This is a genomic window from Paraprevotella xylaniphila YIT 11841, assembly GCF_900683745.1.
GTDB classification, from domain to species: domain Bacteria; phylum Bacteroidota; class Bacteroidia; order Bacteroidales; family Bacteroidaceae; genus Paraprevotella; species Paraprevotella xylaniphila.
Genome location: NZ_LR215980.1, coordinates 3,796,387 through 3,819,247, shown reverse-complemented (window position 1 = coordinate 3,819,247; position 22,861 = coordinate 3,796,387). Strand labels below are relative to the sequence as shown.

At 51.5% G+C, this 22,861-nt stretch carries 18 protein-coding genes; 7 read left to right on the top strand and 11 right to left on the bottom strand.

Annotated elements, in window-relative coordinates; all coding sequences use genetic code 11:
* Positions 1-292: 292 nt before the first annotated feature.
* From E0E47_RS16065 to E0E47_RS16050, 4 genes are all read right to left on the bottom strand, one after another.
* Complete coding sequence (locus E0E47_RS16065) at positions 293-2,482, bottom strand: glutamine synthetase III family protein (RefSeq protein ID WP_008624167.1); 2,190 nt, start codon at positions 2,480-2,482, stop codon at positions 293-295.
* Positions 2,483-2,534: 52 nt separating this feature from the next.
* A complete protein-coding gene (locus E0E47_RS16060) occupies positions 2,535-3,794 on the bottom strand; it encodes an ammonium transporter (RefSeq protein ID WP_130894162.1) in 1,260 nt (419 codons plus the stop codon).
* A gap of 57 nt (positions 3,795-3,851) precedes the next feature.
* Positions 3,852-4,208, bottom strand: coding sequence for a P-II family nitrogen regulator (locus E0E47_RS16055; RefSeq protein ID WP_008624169.1), 357 nt, complete (start codon positions 4,206-4,208; stop codon positions 3,852-3,854).
* Between the two features lie 114 nt (positions 4,209-4,322).
* Complete coding sequence (locus tag E0E47_RS16050) at positions 4,323-5,057, bottom strand: hypothetical protein (protein ID WP_130894161.1); 735 nt, start codon at positions 5,055-5,057, stop codon at positions 4,323-4,325.
* Between the two features lie 380 nt (positions 5,058-5,437).
* On the opposite strand from E0E47_RS16050, the gene E0E47_RS16045 reads away from it, so the two are divergent.
* Positions 5,438-5,662, top strand: a complete 225-nt coding sequence (locus E0E47_RS16045; RefSeq protein WP_130894160.1) for a hypothetical protein — start codon at positions 5,438-5,440, stop codon at positions 5,660-5,662.
* A 420-nt stretch (positions 5,663-6,082) separates the two neighbouring features.
* On the opposite strand, the gene E0E47_RS16035 is transcribed toward E0E47_RS16045, so the two are convergent.
* The 3 genes from E0E47_RS16035 to E0E47_RS16025 are packed head-to-tail and all read right to left on the bottom strand — an operon-like array spanning position 6,083 to position 8,230.
* The gene (locus E0E47_RS16035) at positions 6,083-6,559 is read right to left on the bottom strand and encodes an outer membrane beta-barrel protein (protein ID WP_008624175.1); all 477 of its coding nucleotides are present in this window, start codon (positions 6,557-6,559) and stop codon (positions 6,083-6,085) included.
* Position 6,560: 1 nt separating this feature from the next.
* Positions 6,561-6,794, bottom strand: coding sequence for a hypothetical protein (locus E0E47_RS16030; protein WP_008624176.1), 234 nt, complete (start codon positions 6,792-6,794; stop codon positions 6,561-6,563).
* Positions 6,791-8,230 (bottom strand): carbon starvation CstA family protein, encoded by a 1,440-nt coding sequence (locus tag E0E47_RS16025; RefSeq protein WP_130894159.1) that lies wholly within the window; start codon positions 8,228-8,230, stop codon positions 6,791-6,793. Before E0E47_RS16025 ends, E0E47_RS16030 begins: the two co-directional genes overlap by 4 nt.
* Before the next feature lie 50 nt (positions 8,231-8,280).
* Between E0E47_RS16025 and E0E47_RS16020 the strand changes: the two genes are divergently transcribed.
* From E0E47_RS16020 to E0E47_RS16010, 3 genes are read left to right on the top strand one after another with little or no spacing between them, the layout of a single operon-like run.
* The gene (locus E0E47_RS16020) at positions 8,281-10,074 is read left to right on the top strand and encodes a glycoside hydrolase family 10-like protein (protein WP_130894158.1); all 1,794 of its coding nucleotides are present in this window, start codon (positions 8,281-8,283) and stop codon (positions 10,072-10,074) included.
* A 13-nt stretch (positions 10,075-10,087) separates the two neighbouring features.
* On the top strand, positions 10,088-10,537 hold the full coding sequence (locus tag E0E47_RS16015; protein ID WP_130894157.1) for a putative signal transducing protein: 450 nt from the start codon (positions 10,088-10,090) through the stop codon (positions 10,535-10,537).
* Entirely contained in the window at positions 10,534-11,043 is a 510-nt protein-coding gene (locus E0E47_RS16010) for a GNAT family N-acetyltransferase (protein WP_008624180.1), read from the top strand. Before E0E47_RS16015 ends, E0E47_RS16010 begins: the two co-directional genes overlap by 4 nt.
* Here the strand turns inward: E0E47_RS16010 and E0E47_RS16005 are convergent.
* From E0E47_RS16005 to E0E47_RS15990, 4 genes are all read right to left on the bottom strand, one after another.
* Positions 11,001-11,327, bottom strand: a complete 327-nt coding sequence (locus E0E47_RS16005) for an MGMT family protein (protein ID WP_008624181.1) — start codon at positions 11,325-11,327, stop codon at positions 11,001-11,003. The two genes, E0E47_RS16010 and E0E47_RS16005, sit on opposite strands and share 43 nt — an antisense overlap.
* 42 nt (positions 11,328-11,369) lie before the next feature.
* Positions 11,370-13,568 carry a glycoside hydrolase family 3 N-terminal domain-containing protein gene (locus tag E0E47_RS16000; RefSeq protein ID WP_130894156.1) on the bottom strand — a complete coding sequence of 733 codons (2,199 nt, stop codon included), beginning with the start codon at positions 13,566-13,568 and terminating at the stop codon, positions 11,370-11,372.
* A 100-nt stretch (positions 13,569-13,668) separates the two neighbouring features.
* The gene (locus tag E0E47_RS15995) at positions 13,669-14,892 is read right to left on the bottom strand and encodes a hypothetical protein (protein ID WP_130894155.1); all 1,224 of its coding nucleotides are present in this window, start codon (positions 14,890-14,892) and stop codon (positions 13,669-13,671) included.
* A gap of 30 nt (positions 14,893-14,922) precedes the next feature.
* Positions 14,923-15,873: a glycoside hydrolase family 43 protein gene (locus tag E0E47_RS15990; protein ID WP_130894154.1), complete on the bottom strand. Its 951-nt coding sequence runs from the start codon at positions 15,871-15,873 to the stop codon at positions 14,923-14,925.
* Between the two features lie 236 nt (positions 15,874-16,109).
* Between E0E47_RS15990 and E0E47_RS15985 the strand changes: the two genes are divergently transcribed.
* From E0E47_RS15985 to nifJ, 3 genes are all read left to right on the top strand, one after another.
* On the top strand, positions 16,110-17,135 hold the full coding sequence (locus tag E0E47_RS15985) for a glycoside hydrolase family 43 protein (protein ID WP_232038478.1): 1,026 nt from the start codon (positions 16,110-16,112) through the stop codon (positions 17,133-17,135).
* Positions 17,136-17,939: 804 nt separating this feature from the next.
* The gene (locus E0E47_RS15975) at positions 17,940-19,118 is read left to right on the top strand and encodes an ATP-binding protein (RefSeq protein ID WP_040602426.1); all 1,179 of its coding nucleotides are present in this window, start codon (positions 17,940-17,942) and stop codon (positions 19,116-19,118) included.
* Between the two features lie 49 nt (positions 19,119-19,167).
* Positions 19,168-22,716, top strand: coding sequence for a pyruvate:ferredoxin (flavodoxin) oxidoreductase (gene nifJ, locus E0E47_RS15970; protein WP_130894153.1), 3,549 nt, complete (start codon positions 19,168-19,170; stop codon positions 22,714-22,716).
* Positions 22,717-22,861 lie beyond the last annotated feature (145 nt).

Sequence of the window (22,861 nt, the reverse complement as noted above, 5' to 3'; positions counted from 1 at the left end):
CCATTTTACTTATTCTATTTTGTTTTTTTTGCATTTCCCTTGTAAATGCGAAAAAAATCATCCAAACCGAATGGTATCGACAAACGCCTTGACTATCTCACGACCGTCTCCATCTGTGGGATGTAAAGACTCCGAATGCCACTACAGCCCCATTCTTCATTCCACAAGAGCATACAGCCCACAATAGGTCTTCTTTTCTACATACTCCATTATTTTAAGTCCTAAAAGCCGGACTGTCTCACGACACCCCGGCTACACCATCTAAATTCCAAAAAAATAAAGAATCTTGCCGTCAACGAATGAACAGCAATTCGCGATACTTAGGTAACGGCCACATCTGGTCGTCCACAATCAACTCCAACTTGTCGATATGGTAACGGATTTGTTCCAACATCGGTGCAATGGTGTCATGGTAGGCCACGGCCTTTGCCCGTTCGCCTTCAATCTTGTTGGCCACCTTGCGAGCCTCGACCATCGCATCCACGTGATCCTTGATATAGGCCGTGCGTTCGGAAATCTCCCTGATGATGGCCAGGTTCTCGGCCGACAATTTGCCGGCTTCTTCCGCACTGAACAATCCCTTCATCTTGTACACATTGTCTATCAACTTGCTTTGGTACCCGATGGCCACAGGCACGATATGGTTCATGGCCAAATCGCCGAGCACACGTGCTTCTATCTGGATTTTCTTGGTATAGGTTTCCCATTTCACTTCATTGCGGGCTTCCAACTCCACTTGGGTCATCACTCCTGTAGACCCGAACATGGCAATGCTCTCTGCCGACAAGTAGTTGTCGAAAATAACGGGGCAGCTCGTCTCGCAATCCAGACCGCGCCGCTCTGCTTCGGCCTTCCACTCATCGCTGTAACCGTTCCCGTCGAAACGGATGGGCTTGCAGATTTTGATATATTTCCGTATCACCTGGATAAGGGCAGCCTCTTTGGTCTCGCCTTTATCCATCAAGGCATCCACTTCAGCCTTGAATTCCGTCAGCTGTTCGGCCACAGCGGTGTTGAGAGCTATCATCGCGCTCGCGCAGTTGGCCTCTGAACCCACAGCCCGGAACTCGAAACGGTTTCCGGTAAAGGCGAAAGGCGACGTACGGTTACGGTCTGTGTTGTCTATCAACAACTCAGGAATCTGCGGAATGTCCAACTTCATCCCATGCTTGCCCTCCAAAAGGACCAGTTCCTCGTCAGTGCTCTCCTCCAGGTGGTCAAGCACACGGCTCAACTGCGTGCCGAGGAAAGAGGAAATGATAGCCGGGGGGGCCTCGTTGGCTCCCAAACGATGAGCGTTGGTGGCACTCATGATGGAGGCTTTCAGCAAACCGTTGTGCCGGTACACGGCCATCAGGGTGTTCACGATAAATGTGATGAAACGCAAGTTCTCCTCCGCCGTCTTGCCCGGAGCCATCAGCAGCACGCCGGTATCGGTACCCAACGACCAGTTGTTATGCTTACCGGAACCGTTCACGCCCTTGAAAGGCTTCTCATGCAGCAACACGCGGAATCCGTGCGTGCGGGCCACCTTGCGCATCAGCGACATGATCAGCATGTTGTGGTCTACAGCCAAGTTGCATTCCTCGAAGATCGGAGCAAGCTCGAACTGGTTTGGCGCTACCTCGTTATGGCGTGTCTTCACCGGAATGCCCAGTTCCAATGCCTGTATCTCCAAATCCTTCATGAAAGCGGCCACACGGGTCGGGATGGCCCCGAAATAATGGTCTTCCAACTGTTGGTTCTTCGAAGCTTCATGCCCCATCAGCGTACGCCCGGTCAGCAACAAGTCCGGACGGGCGGCATACAAGCCTTCGTCCACCAAAAAGTATTCCTGCTCCCATCCCAAATAAGAAACCACCTTCTTCACAGAGGGGTCGAAGTAATGGCACACCTCTACCGCCGCCTTGTCCACCGCACGCAAAGCCTTCAGCAAAGGAGCCTTGTAGTCAAGCGACTCACCGGTATAAGCGATGAACACGGTGGGGATGCACAGCGTGTCGTCTACCACGAATACGGGCGAAGAGGGATCCCAAGCACTGTAGCCGCGCGCCTCGAACGTGTTCCGTATGCCCCCGTTGGGGAAGGACGAGGCATCGGGTTCCTGCTGCACGAGCAACTTTCCCGAAAATTCTTCCATCATCCCGCCTTTGCCGTCGTGCTCCACGAAAGCGTCATGCTTCTCTGCCGTGCCTTCCGTCAACGGTTGGAACCAGTGGGTGTAATGCGTCACCCCCAATTCCGTAGCCCAACGCTTCATGCCCGAAGCCACCTCGTCGGCAATGTTGCGATCCAAAGCGGCACCATGGTCCATGGCATCCACCAACTTCGCATATACAGTACTGGACAAATACTTGAACATCTTCTCGCGGTTGAACACATACTTGCCGAAATATTCACTGGGGCGTTCCGTCGGAACAGCCACTTCTTTCGCCTTCACATGGAAGGCACTCTCTACAACCCTGAATCTTAATTCTGACATAATCACCTAAGTATTTTGATTTCCATATTATTCTTGCCGGTTACGGCCTGCCTTACAAATCGTAGGCAGATTCACCGTGTTCGTAAATGTCAAGCCCTTCTTCTTCCACTCTCTTGTCCACACGGATGCCGACCAGTTTGTCCACTACCTTGAACAGCACGAAGGTCATCACCGCACTGAACACCATCGAAATGACCGTGGCCGCAATCTGAATCCACAACTGGTTCCAATCTCCGTAAAGCGCACCCTGCACGCCATCTTCACCAGTGACAAAACGGGTGGCAAACACGCCGGTAAGCACCGACCCGATGATGCCGCCCACCCCATGCACGCCAAAGGCATCGAGGGCATCGTCATAACCGAACTTGGGCTTCACTACAGCCACCATCCAGAAACAAACTGCCGACGTTATCAAACCGATACACAACGCTCCGAACAAGTCTACCGAACCTGCCGCCGGAGTAATGGCCACCAAGCCCGCCACGGCACCCGTACAAGCCCCCACCGTAGTGCATTTCTTGTTGACGGCCCAATCAATGGCCGCCCAAGTGACGGCTGCCACGCACGTGGCGATATGCGTCACCAGAAACGCATTGGCCGCCAGACCGTCGGCTGCCAGGCCGCTTCCGGCATTGAATCCGAACCAACCCAACCAAAGCAATGCCGTGCCTAAAAAGACAAAAGGAATGTTGTGCGGAGTGATGGGACGGCCTGCCCTATAATCCTTACGCCGCCCCACCATAAGTGCCATCACCAATGCGGCCACACCTGCGTTGATATGTACCACCGTGCCTCCGGCAAAGTCCACGGCACCCATTTCCATCAGGAAACCGCCGCCCCATACCCAATGGGCCATAGGCATGTAGACCAGTATGCTCCACAACACCGTGAAGCACAAGAAGCCGGCAAACCTCACACGTTCGGCGAACGCACCGAGAATCAAAGCCGGTGTAATCAGGGCGAACATGCACTGGAACATTACGAACAGCATTTCGGGAATGCCGGTCGCTGTCAGCGTGTCCAAACCTATGCCGTTCAACATCACCTTGTCGAATCCCCCGATACCGTATTTAAAGAAACCGCTGCCTTCATATCCGGTGCCGAAGGCAAGGCTATAGCCGAAAGCCACCCACAAGATGCTGACCACCCCGGCTATGGCCAGGCTCTGCATCACCAGGCTCAGCATGTTTTTCTGACGCACAAGGCCACCGTAGAACAAGGCGATTCCGGGAATCGTCATCATAAACACCAAAAGGGTTGCCACTATCATCCAAGCCGTGTGGCCTGAATCCAATATCACTGATGTATCCATAATCTTACTTTTTTATCATTCAACTAAGTTTTTAACCTTGGTGGAAACCGTCCCGCCTCACTTTTCCTGTTCCGCGTTATAAAGCGCGATGTCACCGCGCTCCCCCGTACGGATCCGGACGGAATCCTCCACCGGGATGATGAAAATGCGCCCGTCGCCGATTTCGCCCGTATAGGCAGCCTTCATCACGGCTTGCACGGTCTTCTCCACGTTCTTGTCGCGCACGACGATGGACACCAACATGCGCTCGATAGAACTGGTGTCGTAGGCCACGCCACGGTAAATACGCGCCTCGCGCATCTTGCCCACGCCCCTCACTTCATAATACGAGAACCACTCGATGTCTGCCGCCAACAAGGCGTCCTTCACATCATCGAACTTGGTCCGCCGAATAATCGCTTCAATCTTTTTCATAATTAACCCATTTATATTACTGATCCTATTCTTTCTTTTTATGTTATCCCTTCAAACAACCTTACTTACCTTGTCCAAAACCAACCTTTAGGAATTATCACATTTTTATTATGCTTAGAAACTGAGTCCTGCCGTAAAATAGGCGTTCTCCGTAGCCGGGTTCCATGTCACCTTGGCAAACAAGGGCAAGGCAAACGATTGGGTTACCCGAATCTCCTTGGCCGCCCGCAAGGCTACCTCGGACACTTCAAAGCCCGAACAACCGCCATTATAGAAAGATGTCTCCCAAGGCACGGCCGCCACCGTGGCATTCCAATCCAAACCGCCTAAACGGAAAGGAGCGGAAAGTGCAAAAAAAGAAGAGTAAGCCCGCTTGCCATCCTCTTTCAACCCGTCGTTGCCACCGATGTTCGTGTACCAGTCCACGGCCAGGAAGCCGAAGTCATACCCAACCTGCGCTTCGTAGACATGCAACGTGGAATTGCTGCCGAAATGGAAGTACTTCCCGTCAATATTCGCTCCCGTCTTGAAATTCGTCCCCTTGCTGAAACTGTAATCGGTAACCGACACGCTGAAACCTTTTATGGCATAGCCTAAAGTCAAATCGAACTCTTTGGCATATTCGCTGCCCCAAGAGGCTGAACCCCATGCCGTAAGCGAAAGGCCTTTCCACGAAAGCGAAACGGAAAGCTGTATGCTGACATCGCCTAATTCCTGGCCACGCCAAATATAACTGCTCACCAAGTCTGCCCCGACTGAGGCTTCCACCTTGTCTTGCGCTCCTGCTGCCACCGGAACAAGCGTTGCCGCCATCCCTAAGGCCATTGCTTTCTGAATCTTCTCCATCATACTTCTTACCTTTTTATATGAAACATAACATACCAACTCCATTCTGCGCGTAGAAATTTTCTTTTTGTATAACTATAACCACAAATATCAATCAATATGCTTTTGTTTAATGCAAAGTTATGTCTTTTTGATAGCTCAATAAATAAATTCGGTTTCCTTTTTACAAAGAATATTTGAATAGATTGCGATTTATTAGCACTTACACAACAAAACCTTTCTGATTATAACTATAAAGACCAAAATACTCGTGTTCTTTCACCAAAATAAAAACCGTTGAAAACTTATTTGCCAAAAACGCCCCATGCTCCCAAGCCCTGTACGTCCCCATATTATTGGAAGCGATTTCATAATCCTCCCTACACATTTTACAAATTGTCAAAATGCCAAGCCAACCACTGCGAGAATCATCCATATCCCTTCTGCCACCGACAGTCACGAAAAAAACGAAATCTCGCACGCCGGACTTTTATCCCAATGACATCTTACACAGGCATTTCGTGTACACGCAGACAGACGAACAAGTCATTGAACCGCACGTCAGCCGACGGCACGTAAGCTTCATCCCCGTATCTGCCGACATCCTGATTTCCGTTTCTGCCCCGTAAACAGGCCACAATAAGAGAAAAAACGAAGAGAGAACCTCGTTTTTTCCACCGCAACAAGACCTTTCCACCTCCGTTTCAACACACCGCTGCACTGACAAGAGGAGAAAAAAAGTGTTTCTTCAAGAGACCGAAAAACCAATCTCTTGAGATTGAAATACATATATACAGAAAAAGGCCGCATATATGCAGCCTAAAACTTATATTTATTCAAAACTCGCGTTTTTCCACCCCATTATATCCGGTTTTCACTTCACAGAAAAAAGGAAAAAGCTATCATCCTGCAATAAAACAAGAAACAAACGCGACAATTTGCCAGGTCTTGTTTTCCTCGGAACAAACCGGACATCCCCGAAAGCCCAAACGGACTGTGCCGGAAAACCCATACAAGCCTTCCGGCACAGCCCTATCGGATATTTCTTATCAGAAATAAAAACCTAATCCTAACTTCAAGCCGACCTTGCTTCCGTCCGAGAAGTCATTCAGGCTCATGTGGTAATATACCGCCGGCTCTATCGTGATGAAACGGTTCACGAAAAAGGCATACCCCACCTCGGGGCATAGCTGCACGTTGTTCACGCTCTTGGTGGCATGCTCATACTGCAAACCAAGGCCCATATAAATGCCGTTTTGCGTGAAATAATAACGCCCGCCTACTCCCATCTGGAAATGGTCGGTCCAACGCGTATGGTCGTACCCCAACTTTCCATAAAGCATCCACGCCTTCTGTATGAAATAACCTCCATTCAGCTCCAAACCGAAATTCAACTTCTCGTTGGAACTATAGGATAACCCCAAACTGGTGGTGGAAGCCGACACATACGTAGTCCCCTTCTCAAATTGTGCCTTCGCACCCATTGCCGCCATCATCAGCAGCAAGGACAGCATTAACTTTCTCATATTATCTTTTTTCTTGATTAATATTCATATCATGTTCTTGTTTATCCGCCAATTTTTCACGCCGCCGGTAAAGATACCACAACGCCACCAGTATCACGGCATTTAAGGCCATCGTAGCCCAAATATGCCGGCTGCCCATATCCGTACGGGGGATGAAATAGGCATACACCGCTACGGAATATAAAGTAAATCCCAACAAGATAACGGTGGATTTCCGGAACCGTCTTCTTTTCATACCCTTGTCTTTTTAAATTGTAAATACCATTTCATGAACATTCCTAATAAGAGTGCGGCCACCCCTCCCCCGACTGCGCAACCCAGCACGTAGGACAACCCGAATCCTTCGGGAGCCACCAGTATATAGGTCGTACAGACAGCCGTCATGAACAATGCCGGAAACAGGGTCACATAAAACGTCTTTCCTTTCCGCGCAAGCCATACGGTAACCGCCCATAACGTAAAGATAGACAAAGTTTGATTAAACCACGCAAAATAGCGCCACAATATATCAAAGTTGATATTCATTAACACTGCGGCGATGACAAACAAAGGCAATGAAATCATCAAGCGGCGCAAAATGGTGTCTTGCCTATAATGCAGGAAATCGGAGGCTATCAGGCGTGCGCACCGGAAGGCCGTGTCGCCCGAAGTTATGGGAGCCGCCACCACACCGAGTATCGCCAGCACGGCACCGGCCGTCCCCATCCAATCCTGGCAAATGGCATTGACCACAATGGCGGGATTGGATTTTCCCGACGGTGACATCAGTTCGGCCAACGCCTCATAACTGCCTGCAAACTTAATGGCCGCAGCCGCCCATATCAAAGCCACCACACCCTCGGTTATCATAGCACCGTAGAACACGCGCCGCCCCAATTTCTCGTTCTTCATGCAACGCGCCATCATCGGGCTTTGGGTGGCATGAAAACCGCTGATAGCCCCGCAGGCTATCGTAATGAAAAGCATGGGAAATATGGAAAGGTTCTTATCGGGATGATGGCTCTCGAAAGCCGACGTAATCTCGGGCATCCAACCGTCGTGGGTGAAAATGCCGATCAACACACCGACAGCCATAAACAACAAGGCCACACCGAAAAGGGGGTAGATACGTCCGATAAGGGTATCGATGGGCAACAAAGTAGCCAACACGTAATACACGAAAATCACAACGCTCCAAAACAAAGCGGAACCCCATGCGCCCCAGTCCCCGGTCATGGAAGCCAACAACCCGGCAGGCGTGGTGACAAATACCGTGCCGACCAAGACCATCAGAATCAGGGAAAAGACTCGCATCACCAGGCGGATACCCGCCCCCAGTTCGTCGCCCACCACTTCGGGCAGACTGGATCCGTTCTTCCGCAGGGAAATCATGCCGGACAGGTAGTCGTGCACCGCCCCGCCGAATATGCATCCGAACACAATCCACAAATAAGCCGCCGGCCCGTAAAGGATACCCAGAATCGCACCGAATATAGGTCCCGTCCCGGCAATGTTCAGAAACTGGATGAGATAGACTTTCCACGTAGGCATCGGTGTATAATCCACACCGTCGGCCATCGTATAACAAGGTGTCTTTCGGGAGGCATCCACCCCGAATACTCTTTCGACAAAGGCACCGTAGACGATATAGCCCAACACCAGTAGCACCAATGCCGTAGTGAATGTTATCATATCAGGTTATCAATTAAATCACGCAAAAATAATAAATTGTATCGTAAACCATGGCATTTGTCCCCGAAACTTTCATTTTATACCCCGAAAAGCTTAACTTTGCACCTGATAAAGCTGCATACACCTACATGAAAAGATATATCTTCTCCTTATATATATGTGTCACCGGCTGCCTGGCAGCAATGGCCACGCAACGTTTCGATTCACTCTTCTCCCCAAAACGGGAAACCCGAGCCGTGTGGTTGACCACGTTCAGCAGTTTGGACTGGCCGAAAAACAAAGCGGACTCCCCGGCCGGCATCAAGGCACAACAGGATGAACTGTGCCATATACTCGACCGGCTCAAAGAAGTGAACATCAACACCGTGCTGCTCCAGACCCGGGTGAGAGGAAGTGTCATCTACCCTTCGGCCATAGAGCCGTGGGATGGCTGCCTGACCGGCACCCCGGGACGTGCGCCGGGATACGACCCCTTGGCCTTTGCCATCCGGGAATGCCACAAACGAGGGATGGAGCTGCATGCGTGGCTTGTAGCCATACCTTGTTTCAAGGCATCCGCTGCCACACGCATGGGAAAACGTTCCGTACTGAAAACCCATCCCAAACTTTGCGTACGCCACGGAGACAGTTGGTATCTCGACCCAGGGCAACCGGGAACCGCCGACTACCTGGCTTCCCTCTGCCGTGAAATAGCAGCGAACTACGACGTGGACGGCATCCATTTCGACTATATCCGTTATCCGGAAAACGCGGTGAAATTCAACGACGCCGCCTCTTACCGCAAATACGGCAAGAGGCAAAACAAGGCAGACTGGCGCCGCAGCAACATGACCCGTTGTGTACGGGCGATGTACCGGGCCGTGAAAGCAGCCAAGCCCTGGGTCAAGGTCAGCTCCTCGCCCGTGGGCAAGTTCAGCGACCTGAGCCGCTATCCGTCCTATAACTGGAATGCCTACTCTGCCGTACATCAGGATGCACAGGGTTGGTTGCGTGAAGGAATACAAGACATGCTGTTCCCGATGATGTACTTCCGGGGCAATCATTTCTACCCTTTCGCTATCGACTGGAAAGAAAACGACTACGGCCGGTCGGTCGTCCCGGGATTGGGCATCTACTTCCTTAGTCCGGAAGAAAAGGACTGGCCGTTGGAGGATATTACCCGCGAGTTGTATTTCACACGCTCTTTAGACCTCGGGGGGCAGGCATTCTTCCGTTACGCGTATCTGAACGACAACCACAAAGGCTTGTTTGATTTCCTGAAAGACGTATATTACCCCTTCCCGGCCCTGCCATCGGCTTGTAACAGCCTGGACAGTATCCCGCCGGAACGTCCGGGAAATTTACACAAAAGCCGGGAAGCGCAAACGTATGTGCTCCGATGGTCGCCGTCTGTCGATAACCGATGCGGAAAAGATGTGAGATACAACGTGTACGCTTCACGGACCTCTCCCGTGGACATCGCTTCCGCACGGAACCTTATCGCCGTGAATGTGGATTCTTGCAGCCTTCCCGTCAACGGGGAATTCTGCACCCTCAACGGCATCAGTTTCGCAGTAACGGCCATAGACCGTTTCGGAAATGAAAGCGAACCGGCACAGCTCCCGTCCGGATGGTCCGGCAGACCGGACTTCCCAAGGCGATTCCTTCCCCACGACTCGCAGACCTTGGACATCCCTGAACAGGACAGCCCTTACGTAGCGGTTGTAGATGCGTACGGGCGTATCGTCAGTACGGCACCTTACAGCCGCCGTGTCCGTATCGGGCATTTAGCCAAAGGGCTGTATGAAATCAGGACCTTGGCCAAGAAAGGACGCTCAAAACACATCGGATATTTTATCAAATAAATTCGACCGTCTTATGAAAACAGTCAGACTTATCACCTGTGACGGAGCCTTTCAAGCCCGTTTGATTCAGGGGGCGTTGGAAAACGAAGGCATCGCCTCCGTCCTGCACAACGAAAACACGTCCAACATCCTGCGCGGATTCACTCCCACGATTTCCGGAGTGGATATTTTCGTGTATGAAGACGACTATGAACGTGCCATGGCCCTGCTCGAACGCAACCAGATGATACCGGAACAATTAAAATACTGTCCCTGCTGCCATTCGCCCCACATCAAGTTCGTATTGAAAAAGTCTCATAGTTTCAGGGCGTTCATGGCCGCCATATTCAGTATCCTGGCCGGCGCACCTCCGGGCACGACGCATTGGGAATATGTATGCAAAGACTGTGGGGCGCATTTTGAAACGCCCACAGCACGACAAAGGAAAGAGACACAAGACACCACCACACCCGACACAAAATGAACATCAGACCTGCACAATCCTCCGATATGCCCGGCATCATGGGCATATTCGACCACGCCCGAAAATTTATGAGGGCTAACGGCAACCCTCACCAATGGACAGACGGTTATCCTTCGGAAGAGCTCATAGAAACGGAAATCCGCCACGGACACTGCTTCGTCTGCGAAAACGAAACGGACGGCATGGTAGCCACATTTTGCTTTTCGGTGGGAAACGACCCTACCTATTCCCATATCGAAGGGAAATGGCTGAACGAGGCGCCATACGGTGTGATTCACCGCCTGGCATCCAACGGAAAGGCCAAAGGCGTCGCCCGGCAATGCATCGCATGGTGTTTTGCCCAGCACCACAATTTACGCGCAGACACCCACGCCGACAACCTCATCATGCAAAAGCTACTGAAGGCCAACGGATTCCATGAATGCGGCATCATCTACACCCGCGAGTCGCCGCGCATCGCTTATCAAAAGGTCACGGATGCCGCTCCATCCGGACTCCAAGCATAACGCCGCATATCCACGTTTCCGTTTCTTCTGAAAGCCACACCTTCGGCTTCCAACAATGCCTTCTGTTCCGGCCAGGACGGGACAAGCCGTCCACAGCCATTCACCACCCGGTGGCAGGGAAGGCCGAGCGCATCCGGTACGTTACGCAAAGCCCTACCGACCCAACGGGCATGTTGGGGAAAGCCGACCAAAACGGCAATTTGCTTATAGGTTGCCACCCGACCGACCGGAATCTCTTTCACGATGCCATACACATCCTGATAAAAAAGGGAAGCATCTACCATGCCATCTGCAACTGTTATCTGATATTATCTGATGTTTCACTCTCACAATAAAGTGTACGATACAGCATCCACGTCCCTGCTGTTCGTTCCCACCATGAAGGTGAAGTCGCCTTTCTCCACCACAAAATTCATCCGATTGTCGTAAAAGCCTAATTGCTCATCGGTAATATCAAACACGACCTCCTTGCCCTCTCCCGGCTTCAAGGCTATTTTCTCAAAGCCCTTCAGTTCTTTGACCGGACGGGTTATAGAGGCAGACTCATCCCTCACATACAATTGTACGACCTCCTCTCCCTCATAACGTCCAGTGTTCTTCACTTCCACTCTCACACGGGCGTGCACCTTCCCGCCATCGCCCGGAAGCACCTTTAGGGCCGAATACTCAAAAGTGGTATAAGACAGGCCGAACGCAAAAGGGAAGGCCGGTTCGGAAGGTATGTCAATGTACTTGGCACACCACCCGCTGCTCGCATAAGGACGTCCCGTACTCTTATATTGGTAATACAAAGGAAGCTGTCCCTGATGCGTAGGAAAGGTCATCGGCAATTTACCGGAAGGATTATAATCTCCCCACAACACGTTGCAAATGGCCGGTCCGGCCTCGCTACCCAACCACCACGTACACAAAATAGCCGGAGCCTGCTGACGCACCTCGTTGAAAATCACGGGGCGACCGCACATCATCAATACAATCACCGGCTTACCCGCCTTTACCAATTCCGTCACCAACCGCTGCTGCTGTTCCGGAATGGATATGTTTCCTTTAGAAGTCATCTCTCCACTTTCCCAAGCACGCTCGCCCATGGCCACGACAACAACATCAGCACGTCGGGCAGCCTTTAGCGTTCCTTTTAAATCCTTAATTTCATTACTTTCCAAATCATAGCCCTCGTGAAAGTCTACTTCCACACCACGCTTTTGCATGGCTTCGTAAAGTGTTACCACCTTACTCTCGTCGGCACACGTCCATGAGCCGCACATGTCTTTCTGCGACTTTGACAAACCACCAATCAACGCCACGCGCCTCACCGATGAAGCCAAAGGCAACACTGCCCCCTCGTTCTTGAGCAACACCACAGAGCGCTCTGCCATATAGCGTGCCTCCCGGCGCGACCGTTCCGACCCGATGACGGTACGCTCCCGTTCTTCATTGCAATAACGGAAAGGGTCGTCAAACAAACCCAACTTATATTTCTGTTCCAAAATACGGCGGACAGCATCGTCCAACAAAGCCTCCGGCACTTTCTTTTCTCGAACCAGATCCGCCAAGTTCCGGGCATAACATTCCGACACCATCTCCATATCCAAACCTGCCGTGATGGCCTTGTTGGCGGCTTCCTTCTGATCCTTGGCATAACGATGGTTCACCATCTCTCCCACAGAACCCCAATCGGACACAACAAATCCTTGGAAACCCCACTTTTCTTTCAAGAGACCACGCAGCAAATCTTCGTTACCGGTACACGGGCGATTCTCGAAATCATTGAACGCACTCATGACCGTGCCCGCTCCGGCTTCTACACCAGCCTTGTAGGGCGGCATATAGAAATTGGCAAAATGCCCCCAAGACATGTCCACACTGTTATAATCCTTTCCGGCCACCGCCGCACCGTAACCCACAAAATGCTTGATACAAGCCAAAATCGTACTGTCGGCCGACAAGTCGTCACCTTGCAAACCACGTACACGGGCAGCGGCCACTTTGGCACCATAATACGGATCTTCGCCCGCCCCCTCCATGACACGTCCCCAACGGGCATCCCAACTGATATCCACCATCGGGGCAAACGTCCAATGCAGCCCGGCTGCCGCAGCCTCCCGTGCGGAACACCGCGCCCCCATCTTGATAGCCTCCAAATCGAAACTTGCCGCCTCAGCCAATGGCAACGGGAAGCCGGTGCGAAAACCATGTATCACATCCAATCCGAAAAGCAAAGGAATCTTCAAACGGGATTTCATCGCCGCTTCCTGATATTTACGGGTCTCTGCCGCACCGGACACGTTCAGCATGGAACCCAACAAACCTCTACTGATATCCGTCGTACGGCTCAACTGTGTATTATCCGGCCCCGTGGCAAAACCTCCTGCACACTGGCTCAACTGTCCAATCTTCTCTTCCAACGTCATCTTCTTCAAAAGGGAAGATACAAAACGGTTCATACTCTCATCATCCTCTGCCGCACGCAGCCCTGAAGGCCATAAAAGCCCAACACAACATATTGTATAAAAAAGAGTTTTCATATCATTTTGTCATTATATACACACTATCTATAAAAATATTGAAGAAAGAATGGTTCACCGTATTCCCACGAAAATAAAAATCTTTTTGTCCACGATAAATTCATGTTTTACCCCCGTCCCTCCCTCCTTTGGGAAACACCCACAACGCCGCCCGGTAATGTACGGACGGGGACACCGGAGCCAACGGCAGATATCCCCTAAGCAACTTTCTTCCGGACAAGCGTAACGAGTGCGTTTCTTCACATCGGCAGTGCTCCGACCACAACCGCCCCGCTTCCTTCTCATAGTCTATCACAAAACGCGCTTCCGAAGAGGGAGCCAGGAAAGAAGCCAAATCGACAGAAACTTGTCCCATCGTGCGGCGCAAGTTGATTTCCACACAAGGATGCACACACAGGTATTCGGCCCCCGGTACACGGCACAACATCATATCCACACCCAGGTGGCCGCTGTAGCCGTTGCCCAACCAACCTGCCAAATATTGCGTAACGGCCCTTTTCAACGTCTGCCATAAAGGCAAAGGAACCCTATCGGTCAACCAACGCACCTTATCCTCTTCGGAAGCCACCCAATTCCCGGCATACGTGCCGCGTGCGGTGGTCAGGAAAACCGAAAGCCCCGTATACCTCACGATTCCGGTACCGTCGGCATAAAATTCCATGGCAAAATCCGACACCTTATCATATACAGGCTCTACGATTACCCCGCCTTGTTCACGAAGCTGACGCAGACACCAACCCGAAAGCGGCGGCGCATAACCTCCCCGCCCCAAACGCAAGCCCTTTCCGCTGCCCGACCACGGCGCCTTCAATAGGGTTTCGGGATATTGCCGCATCCTTCGGATGATGTCCTGTTCGCCGGTACAGTAATAAGAAACGCCACAAAGCCTATCCCTCCACTCCTGCCCCAAATCCGAATCGGGGCTGCATAAATAAGCCAACATGTCCACGGCATGACGGCGGTTCGACAGCTCACGGTAACGCGCCAAACGCGCTTCATCAGGCAAACGGCTTCTGTCCGCACCGCCCGTCAACAGACGTTGCACCATCAATGGGCTCCATCCCCAAGGGGCGACGTCGGCATCCGAAGGCAAGCCGTCGCGCCCGATCCATCTCACTTCCGGACAAATCCCGCCAGTTCCTTCCGCCCAACACCGGGCAACCTCCACCGAGTCCACGCACACGGCATCCCCCGTCTGCGCCCACCATACGGGCAATGCCGAAAGGTCGTCGGCCATCTTCCGTGCCGAAGCCGGGGGGATGAAATACGGACTGGGGCAGGCCAACGCCAGGTCGTTCTCGGGATTGAATATATGCAAGGTCATGGAGGAGAATGAAGAACAAGACCCGGACTTTTACTTCCCGGCCGGCAAAACGCCCTCCGAGGTCATCAGCACGCGCCGCATCGTGCCGTCGGCATTATAATATAAATAATCGGCACATACGCTCCGGCTGCACGATGTCCCACCCTTCAAGGCACCGTTGTGATAAAAAAAGTACCACCTGCCTTTATATTCCTGAATAGCCTGATGGTTTGAGCTGCTATTCCCGGCCCATTCGTTCAGAATGCCCTGATAAACCCAAGGCCCCTCTATATCGTCGGCCATGGCGTAAGCGATACGCTCGGGAAAACCGCTGGCATAAGATAGGTAATACTTATCACCGCGCTTGTGAATCCAAGGAGCTTCTTCAAACACAAACCCGTCAAAATTCACCTGACGGATTTTCCCTTCGATTTCAACCATGTTTTCTTTCAGCCGTGCATAATAGCATTCCCCGTTGCCCCAGAATATCCAAGCCTGCCCGTCGTCGTCAATCAAAACTGTCGGGTCGATGCAAGCCCACTGTTTCTGAGACGCGAAACAATCGGCCACGGTCAACAAGGGTTTGCCCAACGCATCTTTATAAGGGCCTTCCGGACGGTCGGACACAGCCACCCCGATGCCCGTATGGTCGGTACTGACATACCAGTAAAACTTCCCGTTCCTTTCCACCACCTGCGAAGCGTATGCAATTCCCGAAGACCACTTGAACTCGTCCGCGCGCAACGGTACGGGATATTCCCGATAGTGTTCTAAATCCGTCGTAGCGAACACGCACCAATTCTCCATGTGCGTACGTTGCTGGTTGCCCTCAAAATCTTCGCCCGCAAAAATCCAAAGCGTATCCTTATAAACCAGGGTTGCCGGGTCGGCTGTATATTTATGCCGCACCACGGGATTTCCTTCCGCTTTCCATTCATATACTTGCGCCCGTACGGCTGAAAGCAGCCAAAAGGATGCTAAAAATACAGAAATAAGTCTCATTTTTCGAATTGTTTTTTAATTCCACATTTAAATTTATCCGACAAATATAACGCTTTACTTCCACTCCACCTATAATCTGCCCTACATTTCACCCCACAAACACTTCCCCGCCCCCATTATCGCAAAATCCGCCTTTTTGAAACCAATCTTCCATTACATGCAACAAGAGAAACAGTCCTTCCTGAAAAAAGAGCCTACTTTTGCCCTGTCAAATATCAAACATCAATCAAAGAAACATGAGAAAAAACGTTCTTATCTTAGCTTGCATCTCCATCTTGTCTTTCACAAGTTGCACTTCACAAAAAACGCAGGACTACACCGCCTATCTGTTTGCTTACTTTGAAGGTTCGGGCGAACTGATGGCACAAGAACAACTGAGATTTGCTGTGAGTGCGGATGCCGTACACTGGAAAGCCCTGAACGGGAACCGCCCCGTCATCCCATCGGACGAAATATCCCAAACGGGGGGCATACGCGACCCGCACATCCTGCGCGGAGAAGACGGGCATACCTTTTATATCACGGCCACAGACATGTTCACCCGAAAGAACGGTTGGGAATACAATCCCGGCATCGTCTTGCTCAAATCCGGCAACCTGACCGATTGGACACACGGCATCGTCGACTTGGAAAAATCCTACCCCGAGAAGTTCGCCCACATCAAATGGGTGTGGGCACCCCAAACCATTTACGATCCCGAAGCACGGAAATACTTGGTCTACTTCACCGTACGCTTCGAATACGACACCGCCCTCAATTTCTATTGCGCATACGCCAACGAAGATTTCACGGCATTTGAAAATGAGCCCCAACTGATGTTCGCCCCCAAATACGGTGCCATAGACGGCGACATCATCCATAAAGACGGCACCTATCATTTCTTCTATAAAGGAAACACCAAAGACCGGAACGGCAAAGAACTGAAAAGCGGCATACAGCAAGCCACGGCCCCGTCATTACGCGGCCCGTGGAAAGAACATTTCGCATATCTCGACGCGTATGCCGGAACCCGCACGCACGTGGAAGGCTCCAGCATATTCAAACTGAACGATTCGGACGAATACATCCTGATGTACGACCTTTACAGCAGCGGACGCTATGAATTCCAACGCAGCAAGGACCTCATCCATTTCAGTTCCAAACCGGAAACCTTCGCCAAAGACTTCCATCCGCGCCATGGTTCCGTCATCGGCATCACCCGCGAAGAGGCCACCCGTCTGGACCAAAGATGGGGAGGAGCTCCAGAAGAAGCCAAACAGTAAAAAACCAAATCCATTACCTAATCTCCATTTCAGATGCGGCAAACGGCAAAATCCTTTCCCTTTAGGACGTACCCGTTTGCCGCTTAAAAAGTCCTTCCGACAAGCGGAATAAGAAGCACAGGAAACTTTCCTAATAAACAAATGAAAGGACATACCCCCTTTTTACCGACAAAACGTAAGTTCCACGGATTTTCTCCGAATGAGACGCTCCATGTTCCGGCTACGTTCCATGTTGTTTTCACCCCTTTTTAGATACATAAATTCACATTTCAACCTTGTTTTTAGACTTTTTTCAGCTTAAACGCATTTCAATCACAGCCGAATGATTTTTCGTTCGGCTGAGAAAACATTTTTTTTGTCCTCGTGATGGGGCATCCTTCTCCGCATGCGAGTGGAGAAAAGCCCTGAAAACAGAAAAAAAATATGCCCATACGGCTCGTTTTTCTCCTAAACGAGACGCGTCGGACTGCAAAAAACGAATGACAGGATGCCCTACGGAGTCCGTTTCATGCTTCCACGAATCCCGCCCCCGCACGCACGTCGTGCCTGCATGCCGTGCATCTTGAAAGCCCGACAGGCCGAAGGGAGTTCAAAATGTCACTCGCCCGACGTGCGAGAATCGCGTATTTCCGCACTTCCCCGCCTTCAGCCCCAAATGACGCATTCCTACAAGGCCGAAATTGACAATTTGACAATCTGCATGCTTCGAATAAGAAAATGAAGAAAAAACAAAGATTTTGCCAACCCGACTTTGCACTTTTGCGGTTTTACACTATCTTTGCATATTGTATCAAGCACCAAAGGATGGAGTCTTTTTTCAGAACACATGCGTACCTTGTGGAGCACACCCACGCTCCTGTCCGTCGCGCCCTCATGGACGAGATAGACTGGAACGACCGTCTGATTGGCATTAAAGGTACACGCGGAGTAGGAAAGACCACTTTCCTCCTGCAATATGCCAAAGAACACTTCCACGTGGAAGACCGGAAATGCCTCTACATCAATCTGAACAATTTCTATTTTCAGGGCAAGGGCATTGCCGAATTCGCCACAGAGTTCTACGAAGGCGGGGGAAAAGTATTGCTGATCGACCAGGTGTTCAAACAACCGGACTGGAGCACGGACCTGCGCAAATGCTACGACACGCTGCCGGGGCTGAAAATCGTATTCACCGGTTCGTCCGTCATGCGGCTGAAGACGGAAAACCCGGAACTGAACGGCCTGGTGAAATCATACAACCTGAGAGGTTTCTCTTTCCGCGAGTTTCTCAACTTGCAGACGGGCAACGACTTCCCGTCTTATACGCTCGACGAAATCCTGAACCGTCATGAACAAATCGTACGCAGCATCCTGCCTAAAGCCAGTCCGCTGAAGTTCTTCCAAGACTATCTGCACCACGGTTTCTACCCGTTCTTCTTAGAAAAGCGGAATTTCTCCGAAAACCTGCTCAAGACCATGAACATGATGCTCGAAGTGGACATCTTGCTCATCAAACAAATAGAGCTGAAATATTTGGCGAAAATCAAAAAATTACTATATTTGCTCGCGATAGACAGCCCGGTGGCTCCCAACGTCAGCCAGTTGGCAGAGGACATCCACACGTCGCGGGCCACGGTAATGAACTACATCAAGTATCTGGCCGACGCGCGGCTCATCAACATGATTTATCCGAAAGGGGAAACCTTTCCCAAAAAACCGGCCCGGATCATGATGCACAACAGCAACTTGATGTACGTCATCTACCCGTGCCGCTTGGAAGAGCAGGACATCCTGGAGACTTTCTTCCAAAACACGATGTGGAAAGACCATAAACTGAACAAGGGAGAAAAGGGCACTTCGTTCCTGGTGGACGAAAACCTGAAATTCAAAATCTGCCCCAACGAAGAACGACGGCGGAACGCCGAAACGATATATGCCCGGCATAAGATAGAAATAGGGCACGGGAACGAAATACCGATATGGTTGTTCGGATTCCTATATTAAGTTGAATATAAAGAAATTGTAGTTTAATCTCGTAATATTAATCATTATTATGGCAAAAGAAAAAAAGTTTATCACTTGTGATGGTAACCAGGCCGCAGCGCATATCTCGTATATGTTCTCGGAAGTTGCAGCCATCTACCCCATCACCCCGTCGTCGACCATGGCAGAATACGTGGACGAATGGGCAGCACAGGGCCGTAAGAACATCTTCGGCGAAACAGTGTTGGTACAAGAAATGCAGTCGGAAGGCGGTGCCGCCGGAGCCGTCCACGGTTCGTTGCAGGCCGGTGCGCTGACCACGACTTACACGGCATCCCAAGGTTTGTTGCTGATGATTCCGAACATGTACAAGATTGCAGGCGAACTGCTGCCTTGCGTGTTCCACGTGTCGGCCCGTACCTTGGCTTCTCATTCACTGTGTATCTTCGGCGACCATCAGGACGTCATGTCTTGCCGTCAGACCGGTTTCGCCATGTTGTGCGAAGGTTCCGTACAGGAAGTGATGAATTTGGCCGGCGTGGCACACTTGTCTACCATCAAGAGCCGCGTGCCGTTCCTGAACTTCTTCGACGGATTCCGTACGTCTCACGAAATCCAGAAGATTGAAATGCTGGAGAACGACGACCTCGCTCCCTTGGTAGACCAGGAGGCTTTGAAGGAATTCCGCAGCCGTGCCTTGTCGCCCGAACATCCGGTGGCACGCGGTATGGCCGAAAACCCCGACACGTTCTTCACTCACCGTGAATCTTGCAATAATTACTACGACGCAGTTCCCGCCATCGTAGAGGACTACATGAACAAGGTGTCTGAAATCACCGGCCGCAAGTACGGCTTGTTCTCTTACTACGGTGCCGCAGACGCTGAACGCGTCATCATCGCCATGGGGTCCGTAACCGAAGCCATCCGCGAAACCATCGACTACCTGACCGCACAGGGCGAAAAGGTGGGCTTGGTAGCCGTTCACCTGTACCGTCCGTTCTCGGCCAAACATTTCTTGGCTGCCGTTCCGGCCACAGCCAAGACTATTGCCGTACTGGACCGCACGAAAGAACCGGGTGCCAACGGCGAACCGCTGTATCTGGATGTGAAAGAATGCTTCTACGGCAAGGAAAACGCCCCGGTTATCGTAGGCGGACGTTATGGCCTCGGGTCTAACGACACGACTCCGGCACAAATCTTGGCCGTATACGAGAATCTGGCTCTTCCGGAACCGAAAAACCAGTTCACCCTCGGCATCGTGGACGACGTGACGTTCACTTCGCTTCCTCAGAAAGAAGAGGTGGCCATGGGCGGCGAAGGCATGTTCGAAGCCAAGTTCTACGGCTTGGGTGCCGACGGTACGGTGGGTGCCAACAAGAACTCCGTGAAGATTATCGGCGACAACACCAACAAGCACTGCCAGGCTTACTTCTCTTACGACTCTAAGAAGTCCGGTGGTTTCACGTGCTCTCACTTGCGTTTCGGAGATTCTCCCATCCGCTCCACTTACTTGGTGAACACGCCTAACTTCGTGGCTTGCCACGTTCAGGCTTATCTCCACATGTACGATGTGACCCGTGGATTGAAGAAGAACGGTACGTTCTTGCTCAACACCATCTGGGAAGGCGAGGAACTGGCCAAGAACCTGCCGAACAAGGTAAAGGCTTACTTTGCCAAGAACAATATTAAGGTATATTACATCAACGCCACCAAGATTGCACAGGAAATCGGGTTGGGCAACCGTACCAACACCATCCTCCAGTCTGCATTCTTCCGTATCACCGGCGTAATCCCGGTAGACCTCGCTGTTGAACAAATGAAGAAGTTCATCGTGAAGTCCTACGGCAAGAAGGGTGAAGACGTGGTGAACAAGAACTATGCTGCCGTAGACCGTGGCGGTGAATACAAGGAACTGGCCGTAGACCCGGCATGGGCCACACTCGAAGCCGATGCTGCTCCGGCCAACAACGACCCTGCATTCATCAACGAAGTGGTTCGTCCTATCAACGCACAGGACGGCGACTTGCTGAAAGTTTCCGCATTCAAGGGCATCGAGGACGGTACTTGGCCGCAAGGTACGGCCGCATACGAGAAACGCGGTGTGGCAGCCTTCGTTCCGACATGGAACCCCGACAACTGTATCCAGTGCAACAAGTGCGCATACGTTTGTCCCCACGCTGCCATCCGTCCGTTCGTCCTTGATGCTGAGGAAATGAAGGGCTTCAACGCTCCGGTCATCGAAATGAAGGCTCCGGCAGCCATGAAAGGCATGAATTTCCGCATCCAGGTGAGCGTGATGGACTGCTTGGGTTGTGGCAACTGTGCCGACGTATGTCCGGGCAACCCGAAATTGGGCAAGGCACTTACGATGGTTCCGTTGGAACAAGAACTCGATGAAGCTCCGAACTGGAACTATTGCGCCAAGAACGTGAAGAGCAAACAAGACTTGGTAGACATCAAGAGCAACGTGAAGAACTCACAGTTCGCACAGCCGTTGTTCGAGTTCTCCGGTGCATGTTCTGGTTGCGGTGAAACTCCGTATGTGAAATTGATTTCTCAGTTGTTCGGCGACCGTGAAATCGTAGCCAACGCCACAGGTTGTTCTTCCATCTACTCCGGTTCCATTCCTTCTACTCCTTATACGACCAACGCCAAAGGTCAAGGTCCGGCATGGGCCAACTCTTTGTTCGAGGACTTCTGCGAATTCGGCCTCGGTATGGCATTGGCCAACAAGAAGATGCGTGCACGTATCGAAGAGCTGCTCAAGGGTGCCATCGCTGCCGATGAGACTCCGGCCGACTTCAAGGCTGCCGCTCAGGAATGGCTCGAAGGCAAGGACGACGCAGATGCCAGCAAGGCCGCTGCCGAAAAACTCGTCCCGATGATTGAGGCAGGCAAGGCTGCCGGTTGCCCGGCTTGCGCCAAACTGTCCGAACTGGCACACTATTTGGTAAAACGCAGCCAGTGGATTATCGGTGGCGACGGTGCCTCTTACGATATCGGCTACGGTGGTCTGGACCACGTCATCGCTTCGGGTGAAGATGTCAATATCCTCGTATTGGATACCGAAGTATATTCCAACACCGGTGGCCAGTCTTCCAAGGCAACCCCGCTCGGTGCCATTGCCAAGTTTGCCGCCTCCGGTAAGCGCGTACGCAAGAAAGACTTGGGTATGATTGCCACCACTTACGGTTACGTGTACGTGGCACAGATTGCCATGGGAGCCGACCAGGCACAGTGCCTGAAGGCCATCCGCGAAGCCGAGGCTTATCCCGGCCCGTCCATCATCATCGCTTACGCTCCTTGTATCAACCACGGTTTGAAGAAGGGCATGGGCAAATCGCAGGCAGAGGAAGAAGCAGCCGTGAAGTGCGGTTACTGGCACTTGTGGCGTTTCAACCCGGCTTTGGAAGCCGAAGGCAAGAACCCGTTCTCGCTCGACTCCAAAGAGCCTGACTGGGATGCTTTCCAGGATTACCTGAAAGGCGAAGTCCGCTTTGCTTCCGTCATGAAGCAATACCCGGCCGAAGCCGCCGACCTCTTCAACGCTTGCGAGGATATGGCCAAGAAGCGTTACCAGAGCTACGTGCGCATGACCAAGATGGACTGGAGCGAATAAGCTTCTCCCTGATTGATAAATAGAAAAGAATGCGTTCCCTGTTGAAGGAACGCATTCTTTTTATAAGCTTTATTCCTATAAGAATTACGTCCTATCAAGCGTGAAAACCATTACCTTTTCGCCCCTTAAAAAGCCCATTTCTGCG

Excerpts from the sequence above, each read along its gene's own strand:
- E0E47_RS16065 (WP_008624167.1), bottom strand. The coding sequence starts at position 2,482 with ATGTCAGAATTAAGATTCAGGGTTGTAGAGAGTGCCTTCCATGTGAAG.
- E0E47_RS16060 (WP_130894162.1), bottom strand. The coding sequence starts at position 3,794 with ATGGATACATCAGTGATATTGGATTCAGGCCACACGGCTTGGATGATA.
- E0E47_RS16055 (WP_008624169.1), bottom strand. The coding sequence starts at position 4,208 with ATGAAAAAGATTGAAGCGATTATTCGGCGGACCAAGTTCGATGATGTG.
- E0E47_RS16050 (WP_130894161.1), bottom strand. The coding sequence starts at position 5,057 with ATGATGGAGAAGATTCAGAAAGCAATGGCCTTAGGGATGGCGGCAACG.
- E0E47_RS16045 (WP_130894160.1), top strand. The coding sequence starts at position 5,438 with ATGCCAAGCCAACCACTGCGAGAATCATCCATATCCCTTCTGCCACCG.
- E0E47_RS16035 (WP_008624175.1), bottom strand. The coding sequence starts at position 6,559 with ATGAGAAAGTTAATGCTGTCCTTGCTGCTGATGATGGCGGCAATGGGT.
- E0E47_RS16030 (WP_008624176.1), bottom strand. The coding sequence starts at position 6,794 with ATGAAAAGAAGACGGTTCCGGAAATCCACCGTTATCTTGTTGGGATTT.
- E0E47_RS16025 (WP_130894159.1), bottom strand. The coding sequence starts at position 8,230 with ATGATAACATTCACTACGGCATTGGTGCTACTGGTGTTGGGCTATATC.
- E0E47_RS16020 (WP_130894158.1), top strand. The coding sequence starts at position 8,281 with ATGGCATTTGTCCCCGAAACTTTCATTTTATACCCCGAAAAGCTTAAC.
- E0E47_RS16015 (WP_130894157.1), top strand. The coding sequence starts at position 10,088 with ATGAAAACAGTCAGACTTATCACCTGTGACGGAGCCTTTCAAGCCCGT.
- E0E47_RS16010 (WP_008624180.1), top strand. The coding sequence starts at position 10,534 with ATGAACATCAGACCTGCACAATCCTCCGATATGCCCGGCATCATGGGC.
- E0E47_RS16005 (WP_008624181.1), bottom strand. The coding sequence starts at position 11,327 with ATGGTAGATGCTTCCCTTTTTTATCAGGATGTGTATGGCATCGTGAAA.
- E0E47_RS16000 (WP_130894156.1), bottom strand. The coding sequence starts at position 13,568 with ATGAAAACTCTTTTTTATACAATATGTTGTGTTGGGCTTTTATGGCCT.
- E0E47_RS15995 (WP_130894155.1), bottom strand. The coding sequence starts at position 14,892 with ATGACCTTGCATATATTCAATCCCGAGAACGACCTGGCGTTGGCCTGC.
- E0E47_RS15990 (WP_130894154.1), bottom strand. The coding sequence starts at position 15,873 with ATGAGACTTATTTCTGTATTTTTAGCATCCTTTTGGCTGCTTTCAGCC.
- E0E47_RS15985 (WP_232038478.1), top strand. The coding sequence starts at position 16,110 with ATGAGAAAAAACGTTCTTATCTTAGCTTGCATCTCCATCTTGTCTTTC.
- E0E47_RS15975 (WP_040602426.1), top strand. The coding sequence starts at position 17,940 with ATGGAGTCTTTTTTCAGAACACATGCGTACCTTGTGGAGCACACCCAC.
- nifJ (WP_130894153.1), top strand. The coding sequence starts at position 19,168 with ATGGCAAAAGAAAAAAAGTTTATCACTTGTGATGGTAACCAGGCCGCA.